The 17463-nt window shown below is 60.7% G+C and carries 15 protein-coding genes; 14 read left to right on the forward strand and 1 reads right to left on the reverse strand.

Annotated features, from left to right (window positions below):
- Positions 1-5 precede the first annotated feature (5 nt).
- From frr to lpxB, 11 genes are all read left to right on the forward strand, one after another.
- Complete coding sequence (gene frr, locus HAT86_RS01165) at positions 6-569, forward strand: ribosome recycling factor (protein ID WP_167192754.1); 564 nt, start codon at positions 6-8, stop codon at positions 567-569.
- Positions 570-586: 17 nt separating this feature from the next.
- On the forward strand, positions 587-1312 hold the full coding sequence (locus HAT86_RS01170) for an isoprenyl transferase (RefSeq protein WP_167192755.1): 726 nt from the start codon (positions 587-589) through the stop codon (positions 1310-1312).
- A complete protein-coding gene (locus HAT86_RS01175; protein ID WP_167192756.1) occupies positions 1309-2088 on the forward strand; it encodes a phosphatidate cytidylyltransferase in 780 nt (259 codons plus the stop codon). Before HAT86_RS01170 ends, HAT86_RS01175 begins: the two co-directional genes overlap by 4 nt.
- On the forward strand, positions 2085-3263 hold the full coding sequence (gene dxr, locus HAT86_RS01180) for a 1-deoxy-D-xylulose-5-phosphate reductoisomerase (protein ID WP_167192757.1): 1179 nt from the start codon (positions 2085-2087) through the stop codon (positions 3261-3263). Before HAT86_RS01175 ends, dxr begins: the two co-directional genes overlap by 4 nt.
- Before the next feature lie 9 nt (positions 3264-3272).
- Positions 3273-4619 (forward strand): RIP metalloprotease RseP, encoded by a 1347-nt coding sequence (gene rseP / locus HAT86_RS01185; protein ID WP_167192758.1) that lies wholly within the window; start codon positions 3273-3275, stop codon positions 4617-4619.
- Positions 4620-5004: 385 nt separating this feature from the next.
- Complete coding sequence (bamA, locus tag HAT86_RS01190) at positions 5005-7332, forward strand: outer membrane protein assembly factor BamA (protein WP_167192759.1); 2328 nt, start codon at positions 5005-5007, stop codon at positions 7330-7332.
- Positions 7333-7340: 8 nt separating this feature from the next.
- Positions 7341-7997 carry an OmpH family outer membrane protein gene (locus tag HAT86_RS01195; RefSeq protein WP_167192760.1) on the forward strand — a complete coding sequence of 219 codons (657 nt, stop codon included), beginning with the start codon at positions 7341-7343 and terminating at the stop codon, positions 7995-7997.
- A 69-nt stretch (positions 7998-8066) separates the two neighbouring features.
- Positions 8067-8531 (forward strand): 3-hydroxyacyl-ACP dehydratase FabZ, encoded by a 465-nt coding sequence (fabZ, locus tag HAT86_RS01200; protein WP_167192761.1) that lies wholly within the window; start codon positions 8067-8069, stop codon positions 8529-8531.
- 5 nt (positions 8532-8536) lie between these two features.
- On the forward strand, positions 8537-9340 hold the full coding sequence (gene lpxA, locus HAT86_RS01205; RefSeq protein WP_167192762.1) for an acyl-ACP--UDP-N-acetylglucosamine O-acyltransferase: 804 nt from the start codon (positions 8537-8539) through the stop codon (positions 9338-9340).
- 4 nt (positions 9341-9344) lie between these two features.
- The gene (locus HAT86_RS01210) at positions 9345-10151 is read left to right on the forward strand and encodes an LpxI family protein (protein WP_167192763.1); all 807 of its coding nucleotides are present in this window, start codon (positions 9345-9347) and stop codon (positions 10149-10151) included.
- The gene (gene lpxB / locus HAT86_RS01215; RefSeq protein ID WP_167192764.1) at positions 10151-11311 is read left to right on the forward strand and encodes a lipid-A-disaccharide synthase; all 1161 of its coding nucleotides are present in this window, start codon (positions 10151-10153) and stop codon (positions 11309-11311) included. Before HAT86_RS01210 ends, lpxB begins: the two co-directional genes overlap by 1 nt.
- Positions 11312-11423: 112 nt before the next feature.
- Here lpxB and HAT86_RS01220 read toward each other — a convergent pair whose 3' ends face one another.
- Complete coding sequence (locus tag HAT86_RS01220; RefSeq protein ID WP_167192765.1) at positions 11424-13016, reverse strand: ABC transporter substrate-binding protein; 1593 nt, start codon at positions 13014-13016, stop codon at positions 11424-11426.
- A 223-nt stretch (positions 13017-13239) separates the two neighbouring features.
- Here HAT86_RS01220 and HAT86_RS01225 point away from each other — a divergent pair, with 223 nt between their 5' ends.
- The 3 genes from HAT86_RS01225 to HAT86_RS01235 are packed head-to-tail and all read left to right on the forward strand — an operon-like array spanning position 13240 to position 17301.
- Positions 13240-13896: an ABC transporter ATP-binding protein gene (locus HAT86_RS01225; protein ID WP_167192766.1), complete on the forward strand. Its 657-nt coding sequence runs from the start codon at positions 13240-13242 to the stop codon at positions 13894-13896.
- Complete coding sequence (locus tag HAT86_RS01230; RefSeq protein ID WP_167192767.1) at positions 13893-16271, forward strand: FtsX-like permease family protein; 2379 nt, start codon at positions 13893-13895, stop codon at positions 16269-16271. Before HAT86_RS01225 ends, HAT86_RS01230 begins: the two co-directional genes overlap by 4 nt.
- The gene (locus HAT86_RS01235; RefSeq protein WP_167192768.1) at positions 16261-17301 is read left to right on the forward strand and encodes a lipocalin-like domain-containing protein; all 1041 of its coding nucleotides are present in this window, start codon (positions 16261-16263) and stop codon (positions 17299-17301) included. The genes HAT86_RS01230 and HAT86_RS01235 overlap by 11 nt, the downstream gene beginning before the upstream one ends.
- Positions 17302-17463: the final 162 nt, after the last annotated feature.

A 17463-nucleotide genomic window follows, 5' to 3' on the forward strand; every position in this document is an offset into this window, starting at 1 on the left:
CGACAATGGCGGAAGATTTCGAACTGGACACCAATGATCTGGAACGGCGCATGGATGGCGCGATGACCTCGCTCAAGACCGAGTTCTCGTCGTTGCGCACGGGGCGGGCCAGCGCCTCGATGCTGGAACCGGTGACGGTGGACGCCTACGGCCAGCAGACCCCGATCAATCAGGTTGGCACGGTCAATGTGCCCGAACCGCGCATGGTGACGATCAATGTCTGGGACAAAGGGCTGGTGAGCAAGGTTGAAAAAGCCATCCGCGAAAGCGGTTTGGGGATCAATCCGCAGCTCAATGGCACGATCATTATGCTGCCGATCCCCGAGCTGAACGAGGAACGCCGCAAAGAATTGACCAAGGTTGCGGCGCAATACGCCGAACATGCCCGCGTCGCGGTGCGCAACATTCGCCGTGACGGGATGGACCAGATCAAGAAGGCCAAGGCCGACGGCATGTCGGAAGATGATCAGAAATTCTGGGAAACCGAAGTGCAGGATTTGACGGACAAGTTCATCGCACAGGTCGATGCGGCGCTGGAGGCCAAGCAGGCCGAAATCATGCAGGTCTAAGACAAGCGAGGCGCGTTATGGCCCGGAACATCCCCCTGACTGGCGGCCCGCGCCATGTTGCGATCATCATGGATGGCAATGGCCGTTGGGCGCAGTCACGTGGCAGGCCGCGTTTGTTCGGCCACCACGCCGGGGCCAGACGGGTCCGCGAGATCGTCAGCGCCTGTCCCGATCTTGGGGTGGATTACCTGACGATTTTTGCCTTCTCGACCGAGAACTGGAAACGCACCCAAACCGAGGTGGCCGGGCTGATGGCGCTGTTCCGGCGCTATATCCTGAAGGAAATGCAGGAATTCGTGAAGGAAAACGTGCGCGTCCGGTTTATCGGTGATCGTGCCCGGCTGGACAAATCCTTGCAATCTTTGATGGACGAAGCCGAGCAGATGACGCAGCACTGCACCCGGCTGCACCTTACCATCGCGATCAATTACGGGGGGCGCGATGAGGTTGCCCGCGCCACCAAGCGGCTGGCCGAGGATGTGGCGGGCGGACGGCTTGATCCGGCTGATGTGGATCAGGAAACCCTACCCAGATATCTGGACACCTGCCTGCTGCCCGATCCCGATCTGGTGATCCGCACCAGCGGCGAGGCGCGCATCTCGAACTTTCTTTTGTGGCAGTCGGCCTATTCGGAATACGAATTCATCGACACGCTGTGGCCGGATTTCACGCGTGATATCTTTACCGATGTGCTGCGCAGCTATGGTGCGCGGGACCGCCGGTTCGGGGCGGTGAGCGGATGAGCACACCCGCCCAATGGCATGATCTGGCCCCACGCCTTTTATCCGGTTTTGCGATGGCCCTTGGCGGCGCCGCCTTGATCTGGGCCGGCGGCTGGATATTTGCCGTCGCGGTGTGCCTGCTGGCGGGCGTTATGATCTGGGAATGCACCGGGCTGTTCGGCGTTGAAGGCCGCGCAAGCCTGCCCATTCTGGGCGCGGCGGCGCTGTTCGGGGCCTTGCATCTGCCGGGTCTGATCGTGCTGCCGCTGCTGCTGGCGGTGGCCTTTGTCGGGGCCGGGCAACCGGGGCGCGACAAGGGGCTTTACGCGTTGTGCGTGCTGTGGGTCTTGCTGGGCTGTTACATGATCGTTGTTCTGCGCGATCAGGCGGGCCTGATCTGGGTGATCTGGCTGGTGCTGGTGGTCGTTGTTTCGGATGTGGCGGGCTATTTCGCCGGTCGGATGTTGGGCGGGCCCAAGTTTTGGCCGCGTGTCAGCCCCAAGAAAACGTGGTCGGGCACGGCGGCAGGCTGGATCGGCGCGGCGATCATCGGCGCGGTGTTTGCGGTGCCCACCGGGGCAGGGCTTGCCTTAGTGCCGATCTCGGTGCTGGTGGGCTTTGCCGGGCAAATGGGCGACATTGCCGAAAGCGCCGTCAAGCGCAGGGCAGGGGCCAAGGACAGTTCGGCCCTGATCCCCGGCCATGGCGGGTTTCTGGATCGGTTCGACGCGATGCTTGGTGCGGCGCTGGTTGTGATGGGGCTTTGGGTGCTGAAACTGCTGCCGGGGCTGGCATGAAGCGCATCAGCATTCTGGGCGCGACCGGATCAATCGGCCAAAGCACGTTGGATTTGATCCGCCGTGATCGTAGCGCCTACACGGTTGTCGCGCTGACCGGCGGGCGCAATATCGCGCAGCTGGCCCGCGACGCGACAGAGTTTCAGGCCGAAATTGCCGTGACCGCGCATGACGACCTGCTGGACGATTTGCGCGCAGCGTTGCGCGGCACCGGCATCAAAGCCGCCGCAGGCGCGACCGCGCTGAACGAGGCGGGCGCGCGCCCGGCCGATTGGGTGATGTCGGCGATTGTTGGCGCTGCGGGGTTGCCGCCGGGGTTGGCGGCTTTGCAACAGGGCGCGACACTGGCCTTGGCCAATAAGGAAACGCTGGTGGCCGCAGGGCCGCTGGTGCTTGAGACAGCCGCGCGTCACGGCGCGCGCATCCTGCCCGTGGATAGCGAGCATTCGGCGATCTTTCAGGCGCTTGTGGGCGAGGATATCGACGCGGTGCGCCGGGTGATCATCACTGCAAGCGGCGGCGCGTTTCGCGATTGGCCCGACGAGGATCTGGCCCGCGCCACCCCGGCCCAAGCCGCGACCCATCCGAATTGGGCCATGGGCCAACGGATCACGATTGACAGCGCGTCGATGTTCAACAAGGCGCTTGAAGTGATCGAAGCGCGCGAATTTTTTGGGCTGGAGCCCGACCAGATCGAAGTTCTGGTGCATCCCGAATCCCTTGTGCATGCCTTGGTGGGGTTCTGCGACGGCGGGCTGATGGCGCATGTCGGCCCGCATGATATGCGCCACGCGATTGGCTATGCGCTGAACTGGCCCGCGCGCAAGGCGTTGCCGGTGGATGCGCTTGATCTGGCAGCCGTCGGGCAATTGAATTTCCGCAGCCCCGATCCCGCCCGCTATCCGGCATTGCGGCTGGCGCGCGCAGTGATGCAGCAGCGCGGCCTAAGCGGTGCGGCCTTCAACGCCGCCAAGGAACGCGCCTTGGATCATTTCATCGCTGGACGCATCGGGTTTCTGGCGATGAGCGATGTCGTCGAAGAGGTTCTGAACCGGCTTTCTGCCCAAACCGGCCTTATTGATGCCGAGATCACACTTGATAGAGTGCTGCATGTGGACCATCTGTCACGGGACTGCGCCGATACCGTGGTGCAAGAGCAGACTGAAAACAAATAGGATAACCGCGTGGATATTGCAGCCCTTTTGCCCCAGTTCGGCGGGATTTTCATGACCGTTTTGGCCTTTGTCGTCGCCTTGTCGGTGATCGTTGCGGTTCATGAATATGGCCATTACATCGTCGGGCGCTGGTCTGGCATCAAGGCCGAGGTGTTCTCGCTTGGATTCGGGCCGGTTTTGTTTTCGCGTGTCGACAAACATGGCACCCAGTGGCAACTGGCCGCGCTGCCCTTTGGCGGGTTCGTCAAGTTTCTGGGCGATGCCAATGCCGCCAGCGCCAAGGATGGCGAGGCGGTGGCCGAATTGCCCCCCGAGGTGCAGCGCCAGACCATGCATGGCGCGCCGCTATGGGCGCGCACGGCCACTGTGGCGGCGGGCCCGGTGTTCAACTTTGTGCTGTCGATCCTGATTTTCGCGGGCGTCATGATGACCCAAGGCAAGGTGGCCGAGCCGCTGAGCATCGGTGAGTTACGTCCATTGCCAGCCCAAGGGCTGACAGTGCAGCCCGGGGATCGCCTGTTGGAAATCGAAGGCCAGCCCGTGCCGGGCTTTGACGATGGCGCGATCTTTGATGACTTGATCGGGTCCTTGCCCAAGCAGCCGGTGCTGGACTACCGGGTTGAACGTGACGGTCAGACAATGACCGTGCAGGGGCCCTATCCGTTGCCGCCGCTGGTGGCGCAACTGGCCCCGCAATCGGCTGCATTTGACACCAAATTGCGGTCGGGTGACGTGATCACCGCGATTGATGGCACGCCCGTTGCGGCGTTTTCACAGCTCAAGGATGTTGTCGAATCCTCGGATGGGCGGGCGTTGGAATTGCAGGTTTGGCGCGCGGGCGAGGTGATGGATTTCGTGCTGGCCCCGCGCCGCGTGGACGAGCCGCTGCCCGAAGGCGGTTTCCAAGCCTCATGGCGGATCGGCATCGCCGGCGGCATGGCCTTTGAACCTGCGACCGAAACGCTTGGCCCGGTTGAGGCCGTGACAGGCGGCGCTGTGCAGGTCTGGCGGATCATCGAAGGGTCTGTTTCGGGATTGTACCACATGGTGACCGGCGCGATCAGCAGCTGCAACATGTCCGGCCCCATCGGAATCGCCGAAGTGTCTGGCGCGATGGCCAGCCAAGGGGCCGAAAGCTTTATCTGGTTCATCGCCGTTTTGTCGGCGGCGGTCGGGTTTCTGAACCTGCTTCCCATTCCGGTGCTGGATGGTGGGCATCTGGCCTTTTACGCCTATGAGGGCGTGACCGGCAAACCGCCCAGCGACGGCGCGTTGCGCATCTTGATGACCATCGGCCTGACGCTGGTGTTGGGGTTGATGCTGTTTGCGCTTGCCAACGATATCATGTGCTCATAGGCGGCAAGGCTAAATGCCAAGGTTTTGACACAGTCCCGAACGGGTTCTTGCCATATTGTCGGGTGATGATTGCCGGACAAACACACTCGCACCTGGCAAGCGGACCTTACTATGCAACTGATTTTCAGCGGATATCGCAGTATGAACCTGCTTTTCGATCTCAATTGGGATCGGATCCTTTATTTTGCGACAATCGTGGCGGGGCTTTTGGCTGGCGCGTTTTTGGGCTCTTTCGCAGACGCATTCTAGGCGCGTTTGAACGCCTGTGCCGGCCCCATGGCAAAGCGGCGCCAATGGGGAATTCTTGCGGATCGCGTTTTGACAACATGGATCAATCCAGCTACTGCCTTCTTATATTAAGGGACGTGGGACTGGATTGACCGATATGGAACATAAGCACATTTGGCGCGCGCGCGCTCTTGGTGATCTCAAGCACAATGTATGTGGCTTGCGACAGCTTGGGTTTGCAGCGTTGGTTGCAGCCAGTTTCGCGCTTCCCGACAGTGCTGAGGCGCAAAACTATAGCTTCAACTCGGTCGCCGTCGAAGGCAATCAGCGCGTTGATGCGGCGACGATCGTGACATACGCGGGGATCGCACGTGGTGAAACGGTGTCGGCCGGTGATCTGAACGAGGCCTATCAGCGCATTTTGGACAGTGGATTGTTCGAAAAGGTCGAGATCGTCCCGCAGGGCAACCGCCTGATCATTCAGGTGACGGAATTCCCGACCATCAACCGCATCGCCTTTGAGGGGAACCGCAAGATCAAGGACGACGATCTTGCCGACTTTATCGATAGCACATCGCGTCAGGTGTTCAGCCCGACCAAGGCCGAACGCGACGCGGCCACAATCACCGAAGCCTATGCGCAAAACGGGCGGGTGTCGGCCCGCGTGACGCCCAAAGTGATCCGCCGCAGTGACAATCGCGTTGATCTGGTGTTCGAGATTTTCGAAGGCAGAAAGATCGAGGTGAATCGGATCGGGTTTGTCGGCAACCGTGCCTATTCCGACCGTCGCTTGCGCCGCGCGATCCAGAGCAAGCAGGCGGGGCTTTTGCGGGCCTTGATCGAAGCTGACACCTTTGTCGAGGATCGTATCGAGTTTGACAAACAGGTGTTGACCGATTTTTATAACGCGCGCGGCTATGTCGATTTCCGCGTGACCGGAACCAACGCCGAACTGGCGCAGGAACGTGACGGATACTTCGTGACCTTCAATGTGCAGGAAGGTCAGCAATTCTCGTTTGGCGAGATCACAACCGTCAGCGATATTCCCGAGGCCGACGCCGAAGAGTATCAATCCGTTTCGCGGATTCGGCCCGGCCAAACCTATTCGCCGTCTCTGGTTGAAAAATCGATTGCCCGGATGGAGCGTCTTGCCATCAGGAACGGGGTTGATTTCTTGCGGGTCGAGCCGCGGATCACCCGTAACGACCGCGATCTGACATTGGATATCGAGTTTGCCCTTGTGCGCGGCGAGCGTGTGTTTGTTGAACGCATCGACATCGAAGGCAACACCACGACGCTTGACCGTGTGATCCGGCGGCAGTTTGAATTGGCCGAAGGTGATCCGTTCAACCCGCGCGAAATACGTGAGGCCGCCGAACGCATTCGGGCTCTGAATTATTTCGAAGATACCGACGTGAACGCGCGTGAAGGCTCGCGGCCGGATCAGGTTGTTGTGGATGTCAACGTGGAAGAAAAAACCACCGGCTCCCTGACCTTTGGCGCAAGCTACTCGACCAACTCGGGTGTTGGTATTTCGGTTGGCTTCAGCGAACGCAATTTCCTTGGTCGCGGTCAACAATTGACAGCCGCCATTGCCGCCTCGGAAAACAACGTGAATTACAATTTCAGTTTTGTCGAACCCGCGTTCTTGGGTCGGGATGTGGCATTCGGGCTGGATTTCGCGTTGCTTGAAACTGATGACGATTTTTCCCAATTCGATACGGTTGACGGGGTGTTTCGCCCCAGTTTGACGTTCCCGGTCAGCGAAAATGGCCGCCTGAGCTTGTATTACCAAGCCGGGTATCAGGACATCAGCAACTATGTTGGACAGTCGGGTGTTCTGACCGCGGAATCCAATCTTGGCGAACAGTGGACCAGCAGCATCGGGTATAATTACACTTTTGACACGCGGCGCGACGGGCTGGACCCGAATTCAGGCGTTCTGTTGTCGTTTGGGCAGCGGTTTGCAGGTGTTGGCGGGGATCGCGATTACATCGAAACAACAGCCCGTCTTGTGGCCCAGACGATGGTGCTTAACGAAGAGGTGACGCTGCGCGCCACGCTTGAGGCCGGGTCGCTGCATTTCATGAATGGCCAAAGCAGCCGTGCGGTTGAACGCTACTCCAACCAGATCATGCGCGGTTTTGAGCCCAATGGGATCGGCCCAATCGAAGGCAACGAGCATTTGGGCGGTGACAGTTATGCCGTTGCCAAGTTCGAGGCGGAATTCCCGTTGGGTCTGCCGGATGAATATGGCATCTCGGGCGGGGCGTTTTACGATGTTGGCGGGATTTGGGGCGTGGATGCAACCAACGCCACCAGCCCTGTCGCTTCGCGTAGCTTTAAAGCCCGCCATGTGGCTGGCGTGTCCTTGTTCTGGGAATCACCCTTTGGCCCGCTTCGCTTCAATTGGTCCACGGCCCTTCAAAAAGAACCCGGCGATATTGATCAGGCCTTTGATCTGACCGTGCGGACAGACTTCTGAGGGTAGCCATGATCGGGCACCGCATTGTCAGGCTGAAGTGGGTGCTTACAGCCGCCTTTCTGGCTTTTGCCGCGCCGCTTGGCACCTATGCCCAAGACCTTGGGGTTGTCCAAAGCGATATTCTTGTGATCGATGCGGATCAGTTGTTTGCGAACACAGACCTTGGCCGCCAAATCTCTGACGAGCTTGAGCAAGAGCGCGACGCGCTGATTGCGCGCAATCGTGAGCTGGAAGCCGAATTGGAATCCGAAGAGCAAGCCCTGACCGAGCTGCGGCCCGAGACCAACCCGCAAGAATTTCGCGAGTTGGCGGATGCCTTTGACACGAAAGTGCAGACCATTCGCGCCGAAAGCGAGCGTCGCGCGCGCGATCTTGAACGCAAAAGCAACCAAGCAAGACTGCGTTTCATGCAAGCGGTTGAGCCGGTCTTGGTTGACATCATGCAGGATGCAGGCGCGACAGTGATCATGGACGGGCGGGGTATCTTGCTGCGGGCAGGCGCGATCGACATCACCGATACCGCCATCGTTCGGATCAATGACCGTCTTGGGGCCAAGCTGCCCGATACGGCCGCTGATGACGCCCCCGACCCCGATCTGGATGCGCCTAAGTCGGATGGGTTGGACTTGGATGCAGCTCCGACGGAACCCACCACCGAGGATTAGCGGCGTGCTTGCCCAAGGGCAGGGGAGTTGCTAGGGATCGCTCAGCCGAGCATATCAAAGGACAAAAGAATGACCGAGCCGTTAAAATCCGCGGATATTCACCTGATCCAGCGGATCATCCCGCACCGCTACCCGTTTCTGTTGGTGGATAAGGTGGTGGATATCGACGGCTACAAATCGGCGCGCGGGTTGAAGAACGTGACCATCAACGAGCCGCATTTTCAGGGCCATTTTCCCGGCAAGCCGATCATGCCGGGGGTGACTATCGTCGAGGGCATGGCGCAGACTGCGGCTGTGATGGTCGGAACGGCGCTTGGCATGGAAGACCGCGATATGCTGGTCTATTTCATGTCGATCGACAAATGCAAATTCCGCCGCATGGTGGTGCCCGGCGATGTGCTGGAGATGAAACTGCACACGCTGCGCGGCAAACCCGGCGGCAAGGTGTGGAAGTTCGGTGGCGTTGCCGAAGTCGACGGCGAGATGGCCGCCGAGGCCGAGTTCACCGCGATGATGGACCTGCCCAAGGAGTGAGCCCGATGCCGCAGTCGCAAGACACGTTCATTCATGCCGGCGCCATCGTGGAACCGGGCGCGCAACTGGGGCAGGGCTGCCATATCGGCCCGTTTTGCCACATCGGCCCGGACGCACAGATCGGCGACGGAGTTGTGTTAAAGTCGCATGTGGTCGTGTCCGGTGAAACCCATATCGGTGCGGAAACGGTTGTGTTTCCCTTTGCGTGCATCGGCGAGGTGCCGCAAGATTTGAAATTCAAAGGCGAAAAAACGCGTTTGATCATTGGCGCGCGCAACCGCATCCGCGAGCATGTGACCATGAACACCGGAACGGCCGGTGGCGGTGGCGAAACCCGTGTGGGCGATGATGGGCTGTTTATGGCGGGCTGCCATGTGGCGCATGATGTGCGGATCGGGGATCGTGCCATCATCGTGAACAATGCCGCCCTTGCCGGGCATTGTGTGCTTGAAGACGACGTGATCGTCGGTGGCTTGTCGGGGGTGCATCAATGGGTGCGGATCGGACAGGGTGCGATTATCGGCGCGGTGACCATGGTGACCAATGACGTTATTCCTTATGGCCTTGTGCAGGCCCCGCGTGGCGAATTGGACGGATTGAACCTTGTCGGCCTGAAACGGCGCGGCGTGTCGCGGGCCGATATCACCGCGTTGCGGGCGGCCTTTCAGATGCTGGCACAGGGCGAAGGTGCGTTTCAGGAACGCGCCAAGCGTTTGGGTGAAGAAACCGAAAGCGCCTATGTGCGACAGATCGTTGATTTCGTGACAGGCGCCAGTGATCGGTCGTTCCTGACGCCGGGATCGGTTTAGGGCGATGGCGGGTAAACTGGCGATTCTGGCCTGTAGCGGGGCGTTGCCTGTGCGAATTTCGCAGGCCCGCCCTGATGCGGTGAAAGTAGGATTTCAAGGCGTTCCCAATGATTTGCAGGGCGATGTTCAACTGCACCGCTTTGAGAAGATGGGCGATTTGTTCGAAGGGTTGAAGGCGCAAGGCGTGGATCGTGTGGTGTTTGCCGGGGCGTTGGCCCGCCCGCCGCTGGACCCGGCGGTCTTTGATCCTACGATGATGCGCCTTGCGCCGCGCCTGATGGCGGCGATGCAGGGGGGCGATGATGCGTTGCTGACCCAAGTGATCGAGATTTTCGAGGATCAAGGCTTTGCCGTCATGGGCGCGCATGAATTGGTGCCGGACCTGACCGCCGAAGAGGGGCTGTCGTTTGGGGCCATGCCCTCCGAGGTGGATTTGCAGGATGTGTCGCGGGCTTGGGATATTCTGATGGCGTTGTCGCCGCTGGATGTCGGACAGGGCTGTGTGGTGGCCGGGGGGCAATGCCTTGGCATCGAAACCATTCAAGGCACGGATGCGCTGTTGCGCTTTGTTGCCGATACGCCGGAAAAATTGCGGCGCAACCACAAGGGCGTATACGTCAAAGCGGCCAAACGCGGTCAGGACTTGCGCATTGATATGCCTGTGATCGGCCCACAGACAATTGCCGCGGTGGCCAAGGCCGGGTTGGCCGGTGTGGTGGTCGAGGCCGACAGGGTAATGATCGTTGAGCGTCAGGAAACCATGGACGCTGTTGAAAAGGCTGGTATTTTCCTAAGCGCGCAGGTGCTGTGATGAAAATCTTCCTGATCGCCGGAGAGGCCTCGGGCGACAGGCTGGGCGCGGCGTTGATGGCCGGGTTGAAATCCCTTGAAACTGTCGAGTTTCAGGGCGTCGGCGGGCCTTTGATGCAGGCCGAGGGCTTGCAGAGCCTGTTCCCGATGGACGAATTGAGTGTCATGGGCCTGGCTGAGATTTTGCCGAAATATCTGCACCTCAGGCGGCGCTTGCACCAAACAGCCGAGGCGGTGTTGCAGGCCCAGCCAGATGTTCTGATCACCATCGACAGCCCCGATTTTTGCCTGCGCGTGGCCAAGCTGGTGAAAGCCAAAAGCTCCATTCGAACAGTGCATTACGTCGCGCCCTCGGTGTGGGCGTGGCGCGCGAAACGGGCCCAGAAAATGGCCGGTGTGATTGATCATGTGCTGGCGCTTTTGCCGTTCGAACCGCCCTATATGCAAGCCGCCGGGATGCAGTGCGATTTTGTCGGGCATCCGGTTGTCAGCGAGGCGCAGGCGACCCCGGCAGACATTCAAGGCTTCAAAGCCCGTCATAGTGTGCAGGGTCCGCTTTGGATGGTGCTTCCGGGGTCGCGACGCGGTGAGGTGTCTTGGCTTGGCGCGCGGTTTTCCGAGGTGGTCCGCCGCGTGCAGGCCGAAAAGCCAGAGCTGTCCATCGTCATTCCGACCACCCAAACCGTTGCCCCGCTGGTGCGTGACATGGTGGCCGATTGGCCGGTGAAACCGTTGATCCTCAGCCCGGAGGGCATGGATGCCGACCGCTACACAGCCGAGAAACGCGCGGCATTCGGCGCGGCGGATTGGGCCTTGGCGGCCTCGGGCACGGTATCGCTGGAACTGGCGGCGGCGCGCACGCCCATGGTGATTGCCTATGATCTCAAACCCTTGAGCCGGTTCATCATTTCCCGAATGCTCAAGGTGGACACGCTGACGCTTGTCAATCTGGTGTCAGAGACGCGGGTGATCCCGGAATTCATCGGCCAGGCGTGCCGCCCCGAGCTGATTGCACCTGCGATGCTTGAGGTGATGGACAACCCCAGCCCGCAACTGCAGGCGATGGATCTGACCATGCAAAGGTTGGGCCGTGGCGGCGAAGCGCCCGGTTTGCGCGCAGCCAAAGCCATCCTGACCCGGATGAAAGCCGCCAACAGCTGATTTTCAGACGGTGCGCGCTGAAGCTAATGACAGACGGCCATCGGCGGTCCCGATTAATCGGTGGCCATGGCATCGGGGCTTGCACCCCGATGCTGTCTTAAACAGGCCTTGATCAGGCAAACCACCAGCGGTGATACCCGCGGGCACCGTCCAGCTCCCATACGGCGGCGATGCTGTCTTCGTGCATTACGTTGTCCCGGCGCGCAGAGGTGCGGTTACGGAAAAACGGGACGATGGTGCCGCCATCATCGCGGCAAAGCATCTGCATTTCTGCATACATCTCGGCGCGCAGGTCGTCATTCGTTTCCGATTTCGCCGCAAGCAGCAATTCATTGAAACGCTCGTTTTCCCAACGGCTTTCGTTCCATTCGGCACCGGCGCGATAGGCTTGTGAGAACATCACGTCAGGTGTTGGACGCGCGGCCCATGATACAACGCAAAACGGCTTTTTCAGCCATACCTCAGACCAGTACCCATCTGTCGGTTCGCGTTTGACCTTAATATCCAGCCCGGCCGGTTTGGCCTGCTCTGCAAACAGCGAACACATATTGACCGCCCCGGCAAGCAATGTGTCGTTCACCGATATTTCCACCGACAAACGATCATAGCCCGCCTTCTTGAGGTGAAAGCGCGCGCGGTCAAGATCTTGCTCGCGTTGGGGCAGGTCTGCGTAAAATGGCATTGTCGGCGCGATCGGGTGATCATTGCCCACTGCACCACGCCCAAACAGGATCTTGTCAACGATCTCGGTGCGGTCAATCGAATGCTTGAGGGCAAGGCGGACGTTCACATCGTCGAAAGGCGCAGTATCGCAATGCATCGGCATGGTGATATGCGTGCCCGAGGCCACGTCATCTAGGATCACACCGGGGGCACGTTTCAGCAAGTCTGCGGTTTTCAGGTCCACGTCGGTAACGGCATCCACGTCGCCGGTTACGATGGCGGTTTGACGGGCGTTGGGATCGTTCAGAACGGTCATTTCGATCCGGTCGAACCACGCGCCGCTGTCGGCACGGTGCCAGCCCTCGTGGCGTTCGAACATGGCCCCGATCCCCGGTTCGAAATCGACAACGCGGTAGGGCCCGCAGCCGATCCCGCCTTGCCATTCGATCCCGCCATCAGGTTTGGCCGGTACGATGACCAAATGATAATCTGTCAATAGATACGGAAGGTCCGCGTTTGCCTGTGCCATCGTGAAGATCACGCCGTGATCCCCGTCTGCCGAGATATCAGAGATGTCGATCATAAGCGATTTCGCGGCAGATGTGCTTTCATCGCCGCGGTGGTGGTTCATCGAGGCGATAACATCTGCGGATGTCACGGGGCGCCCGTCATGGAAGGTTGCGTCGGGATGCAGCGCAAACCGCCATTTTGATGCGTCGCCGTCGATCGCCTCCCAGTCGATGGCCAGATCTGGTCCAAGCTCGTTCTCATTGGTGATCTCGGTCAGGTAAGACCGGGTCACGTGGCTGGAGTGGATCATCAAGATGCTTTCGGTCGTTGCCGGGTTCCAGCTATCGTTGGTGTTTCCATCGTGGACGCCAACGCGGAACGTGCCGCCGCGTTTGGGGGCAGCGGCGGCGCGCGTGGGGCTGACCGCGGGCACCGCGGCAACAAGGCCAGTGGCGGCGGCACCTTGAAGCAGCGTTCGGCGGCTTGGGCCCGAGCGGGGCGGTGTGCCCGGCGAAATGAAGTTTTTGGCCATCGGTGTCTTTCCCTTTATGTGTTGGCGTGAAGGTAGCGCTCGTCACAGGTGGATCAACAGAGATTGGCGCAGAGGTGAAGGGCAAACTTGTTTTTTTATCATCGCCGTGCCCGATGCGGTGGCCTTGCAGGACGTCTGGCGTCATTTTGTACAGGCTAACGCTGCGCCAAGCCTTTCAAAGCGGGCGGTGAGCAATAGGTTAGCCGCGAAAGGAGTTGCCCATATGGTGTTGGCGTTTGATGCAGTGAAGAAATCCTATGTCGACAGCGACGGCGAAGTGCCTGTGTTGCGGGGGGTCAGCTTTGAATTGCCACCCGGCGCCACGCTTGCGCTGACGGGTGAGTCGGGTAGCGGCAAAAGCACGGTGCTGCATATTGCCGGCGGGCTTGAAGCGCCCAGCTCAGGCCGCGTGCAATTGGCCGGGCAAGACGTGACAACATTGAATGACGCCGGTCGCGCGGCCCTGCGCCGCAACGAGATTTCCTTGGTGTTTCAGCAGTTCAATCTTGTCCCGTCTTTGACGGTGGACGCCAATATATCGTTTCAGGCGGCGTTGTCCGGGCGCGTCGACACAGGGTATATAGAACGGCTTGTGGCCGCCTTGGGTCTGTCCGATCAGATGCACAAATATCCCGAGGCCCTGTCGGGTGGTCAGCAGCAACGCGTGGCGATTGCGCGGGCCTTGGCCGCGAAACCCAAGCTTTTGCTGGCAGACGAGCCGACCGGCAATCTGGATGAGGCGACGGCGGAGGGCGTGCTTGACCAGATGCTGGACCTTGTGGCCGAAACCGGGGCGGCGTTGATGGTTGTCACCCATTCGCCCAAAATCGCCGCGCGCATGGATCGGGAATTGCGGCTGCAGGGCGGTGTTGTGACATGATCCGAACCTGCCTTCTGGCGCTGCTGTCTCATTGGAGGCGCAATCCGCTTCAGTTGTTTGCCTTTCTCGCCGGTTTGGCGCTGGCGACGGCCTTGTGGTCGGGCGTGCAGGCGATCAACGCCGAGGCGCGGGCCAGCTATGATGCGGCGGCCGCGACATTGGGCGATGGCCAATACGATCAACTGGTGCCAAGGCAAGGCAGCACGATCCCGCAAGATGTCTACGTCGATCTGCGCCGGGCCGGATGGCTGGTGTCGCCGGTCATCGAGGGGCGGATGGCTGATGTTCGGCTGGTCGGGATCGACGTTCTGACAGCGCCGCGCGGGGTGGGGGCTTCGGACATGGACGGTGCCGCGGCAATTGCCGGTCTTAACGACACGGCGCCGCTGTTTGCCAACGCTGAAACCGCCAGCGCGGTGGAAGGTGTGGCCGAGGTGCACATCGACGCCAGTGTCGCACCGGGCCTTGCGATTGGCGACGTGGGGGTGGTGCAGCGGCTGTTGGGGCGTGATGACCTAAGCCGCCTGCTTGTCTTGCCAGCACAGCCCATGGGCCGGCCTGACTTGGCCAGTGTGGCGCCGGGCTTGCGCGTGCAGTCGGCGCAGCAGACCGCCGATCTGGCGCAGTTGACCGACAGTTTTCACCTCAACCTGACAGCGTTTGGATTGCTCAGTTTCGCAGTTGGCCTGTTCATCGTGCATAGCACCGTCGGGCTGGCCTTCGAGCAACGGCGCGGGATGATCCGCACACTGCGATCTTTGGGGGTGCCGCTGCGCCTGCTGATCTGGCTTATCGTCGCTGAAATGCTCAGCCTTGCTGTGATCGCCGCCGGCGCGGGCATTGTGTTGGGGTATGTCATTGCAGCGTTTCTGTTGCCGGATGTGGCGGCCACGCTGCGCGGGCTTTACGGCGCGCAAATCTCGGGCACGCTGGAATTGCGCCCCGACTGGTGGCTTTCGGGGCTGTTGATCAGCTTGCTGGGGACCGGTGTGGCCTTGGCGGGCCGGATCTGGCAGATCCGGCGCATGCCGCTTTTGGCCAGTGCCCGCCCCCGCGCTTGGGTGATGGCGGGGGCTGGTCGGCTTCGGGGATTGGCCGTAGCGTCGGCGCTTTTGTTAAGCACGGCCGTGATCTTGGGTGTGGTTGGGCAGGGGCTTGTGGCGGCCTTCGCGCTTTTGGCCTGTCTGCTTGTCGGGGCGGCGTTGGCGTTACCCGTTCTGGCCACGGTGGTCCTTGGCCTTTTGCAGGCCCGCACCACCGCGCCAGTCTGGAGCTGGTTCTGGGCGGATACCCGGCAGCAGCTTCCGGGGCTAAGCCTTGCGCTGATGGCGCTGTTGCTGGCGGTCTCGGCCAATATCGGCGTGTCGACCATGGTGTCGAGTTTCCGGCTGACCTTCACGGGGTTCCTGGATCAGCGCCTTGCGCCTGAATTGTTCATCGAGGTCGACAGCGCCGATCAGAGCACCGCGTTGCAGGCTTATCTGGCCGATCAGGGGCTTGAGGTTCTGCCCTTGCTGACGACCTCGCGGCAGATCGCGGGGCAACCGGCGCGTCTGTTTGGCGTGCGCGTCGGCCCGACTTATCGCGACAACTGGGTCTTTCTGGCCACCACGCCCGATGCCTGGGACCGCGTCGACGCGGGGGCGGCGGTGGTGGTCAATGAACAATTGGCCCGCCGTGCCGGACTTTGGGTGGGCGATGCGGTGGATGTTGCACCGGGTTTGACCTTGCCGATCGCGGCGGTCGTGGGTGATTACGGAAACCCGAAAGGGCAGGTCATCACCGCGCAGAGCGTGTTCCAAGACCTGTATCCTGATATTTACCCGACGCAATTCGGGGTGCGGTCGGACAACGTGTCACGACTGCGCCAGCAGATCATTGACAAGGTGGGTCTGTCGGAAAACGCCATGATCAATCAGGCGGCCATCAAGGCGATGTCGATGGAGGTTTTCGAGCGTACATTTACCGTCACACAGGCGTTGAATGTGCTGACACTGGGGGTGGCTGGCTTCGCCATCTTGATGAGCCTTCTGACCCTTGCAGATTTGCGCGTGCCGCAGCTTGCCCCGGTCTGGGCGCTGGGCCTGACCCGGCGCAAACTTGGCCAGTTGGAGCTGTTGCGGGCGGTGGCGCTGGCCTTGTTGGTGTTCTTATGCGCTGTGCCGCTGGGGCTGGCGCTGGCTTGGGTGCTGTTGAGCATCGTCAACGTCGAGGCCTTTGGCTGGCGCTTGCCGATGTACTTTTTCCCGCGCGACTACTTGCTACTGGGCGGCTATGCGGTGGTTGCGGCCCTGCTGGCCGCGGCATGGCCGGCACTGCGCCTGATGCGCACCCCGCCGTCAACCCTGCTGAAGGTGTTTGCCAATGAACGTTAGAGCTTTCCTGTTTCTGTGCCTTTTCCCCCTTGCCGTGATGGCGCAGGGGTTTTCCGGTTTGGGCACCGACGCCGACGGTTTCGCCACGCCGCAGCCTGACCCGGTTTTCCGGTTCCCCGCCGATCACGGGCCGCATCCCGATTACCGGATTGAATGGTGGTATCTGACGGCGAATCTGACCGGGCCGGACGGCACGCCTTATGGTTTGCAATGGACGCTGTTTCGATCTGCATTGGCACCGGGTGAGGCCGAAGGCTGGTCATCACCGCAGGTCTGGTTTGCCCATGCCGCGGTGACAACGCCCAAGCAGCATCTGGCGACCGAACGCTTTGCCCGTGGTGGGATCGGACAGGCCGGCGTTGAGGTGGCCCCGTTTCACGCATGGATTGATGACTGGCGTCTGGAAGGACCGGATTTCGATAGATTGTCCCTACGCGCCAGCGGGCTGGAGTTCAGCTATGACATGGATTTGCGCGCCAAGGGGCCGCTGGTTTTTCATGGCGCGGATGGGTTCTCGGTGAAATCGGCGGACGGGCAGGCCAGCTATTACTACTCGCAACCCTTTTACCGGATCGAAGGCACATTGCGCCTGCCCGAAGGTGATATCGCGGTGACAGGTGACGCTTGGCTTGATCGCGAGTGGTCCTCGCAACCCCTGTCCGACAGGCAGTCGGGGTGGGATTGGTTTTCGCTGTCGTTCACAGGCGGGGCCAAACTGATGGGGTTTCAACTGCGCCAAACCGATGGATCAACCTATAGTGCGGCCACATGGATCGAACCGGATGGGACAACCACCGCCTACCCGGACGGGGCATTCGTGGCCGAACCGCTTGAGACGTCAGATGTCGCCGGGCGCGTGGTTCCGACCGAATGGCGCGTGACCTTGCCGGACCGGGGCGTTGACGTCACGGTTGACGCCGTGAACCCGCAGGCGTGGATGGACCTGTCGATCCCCTATTGGGAGGGTCCGGTTCAGGTCTCGGGCAGCCATCAAGGCCGGGGCTATCTGGAGATGACAGGCTATGAATGAGCGTGGCGCGCCGCGAGCCCGTCTTGATGCAGCATGGTAGGCCCGGAGAGATTCAACATCGCCGCTAAATCTATCTACCATAGCCTGTCAATGTGCATTCAAAACTGACCCGGTGTGATCATCCAAAAATGACCCACCCCGGAGGTGGCAAAGCCCACAGGC

The sequence above is a fragment of the Roseovarius gahaiensis genome (genome assembly GCF_011601345.1).
In the GTDB taxonomy this organism is placed as follows: Bacteria; Pseudomonadota; Alphaproteobacteria; order Rhodobacterales; family Rhodobacteraceae; genus Roseovarius; species Roseovarius gahaiensis.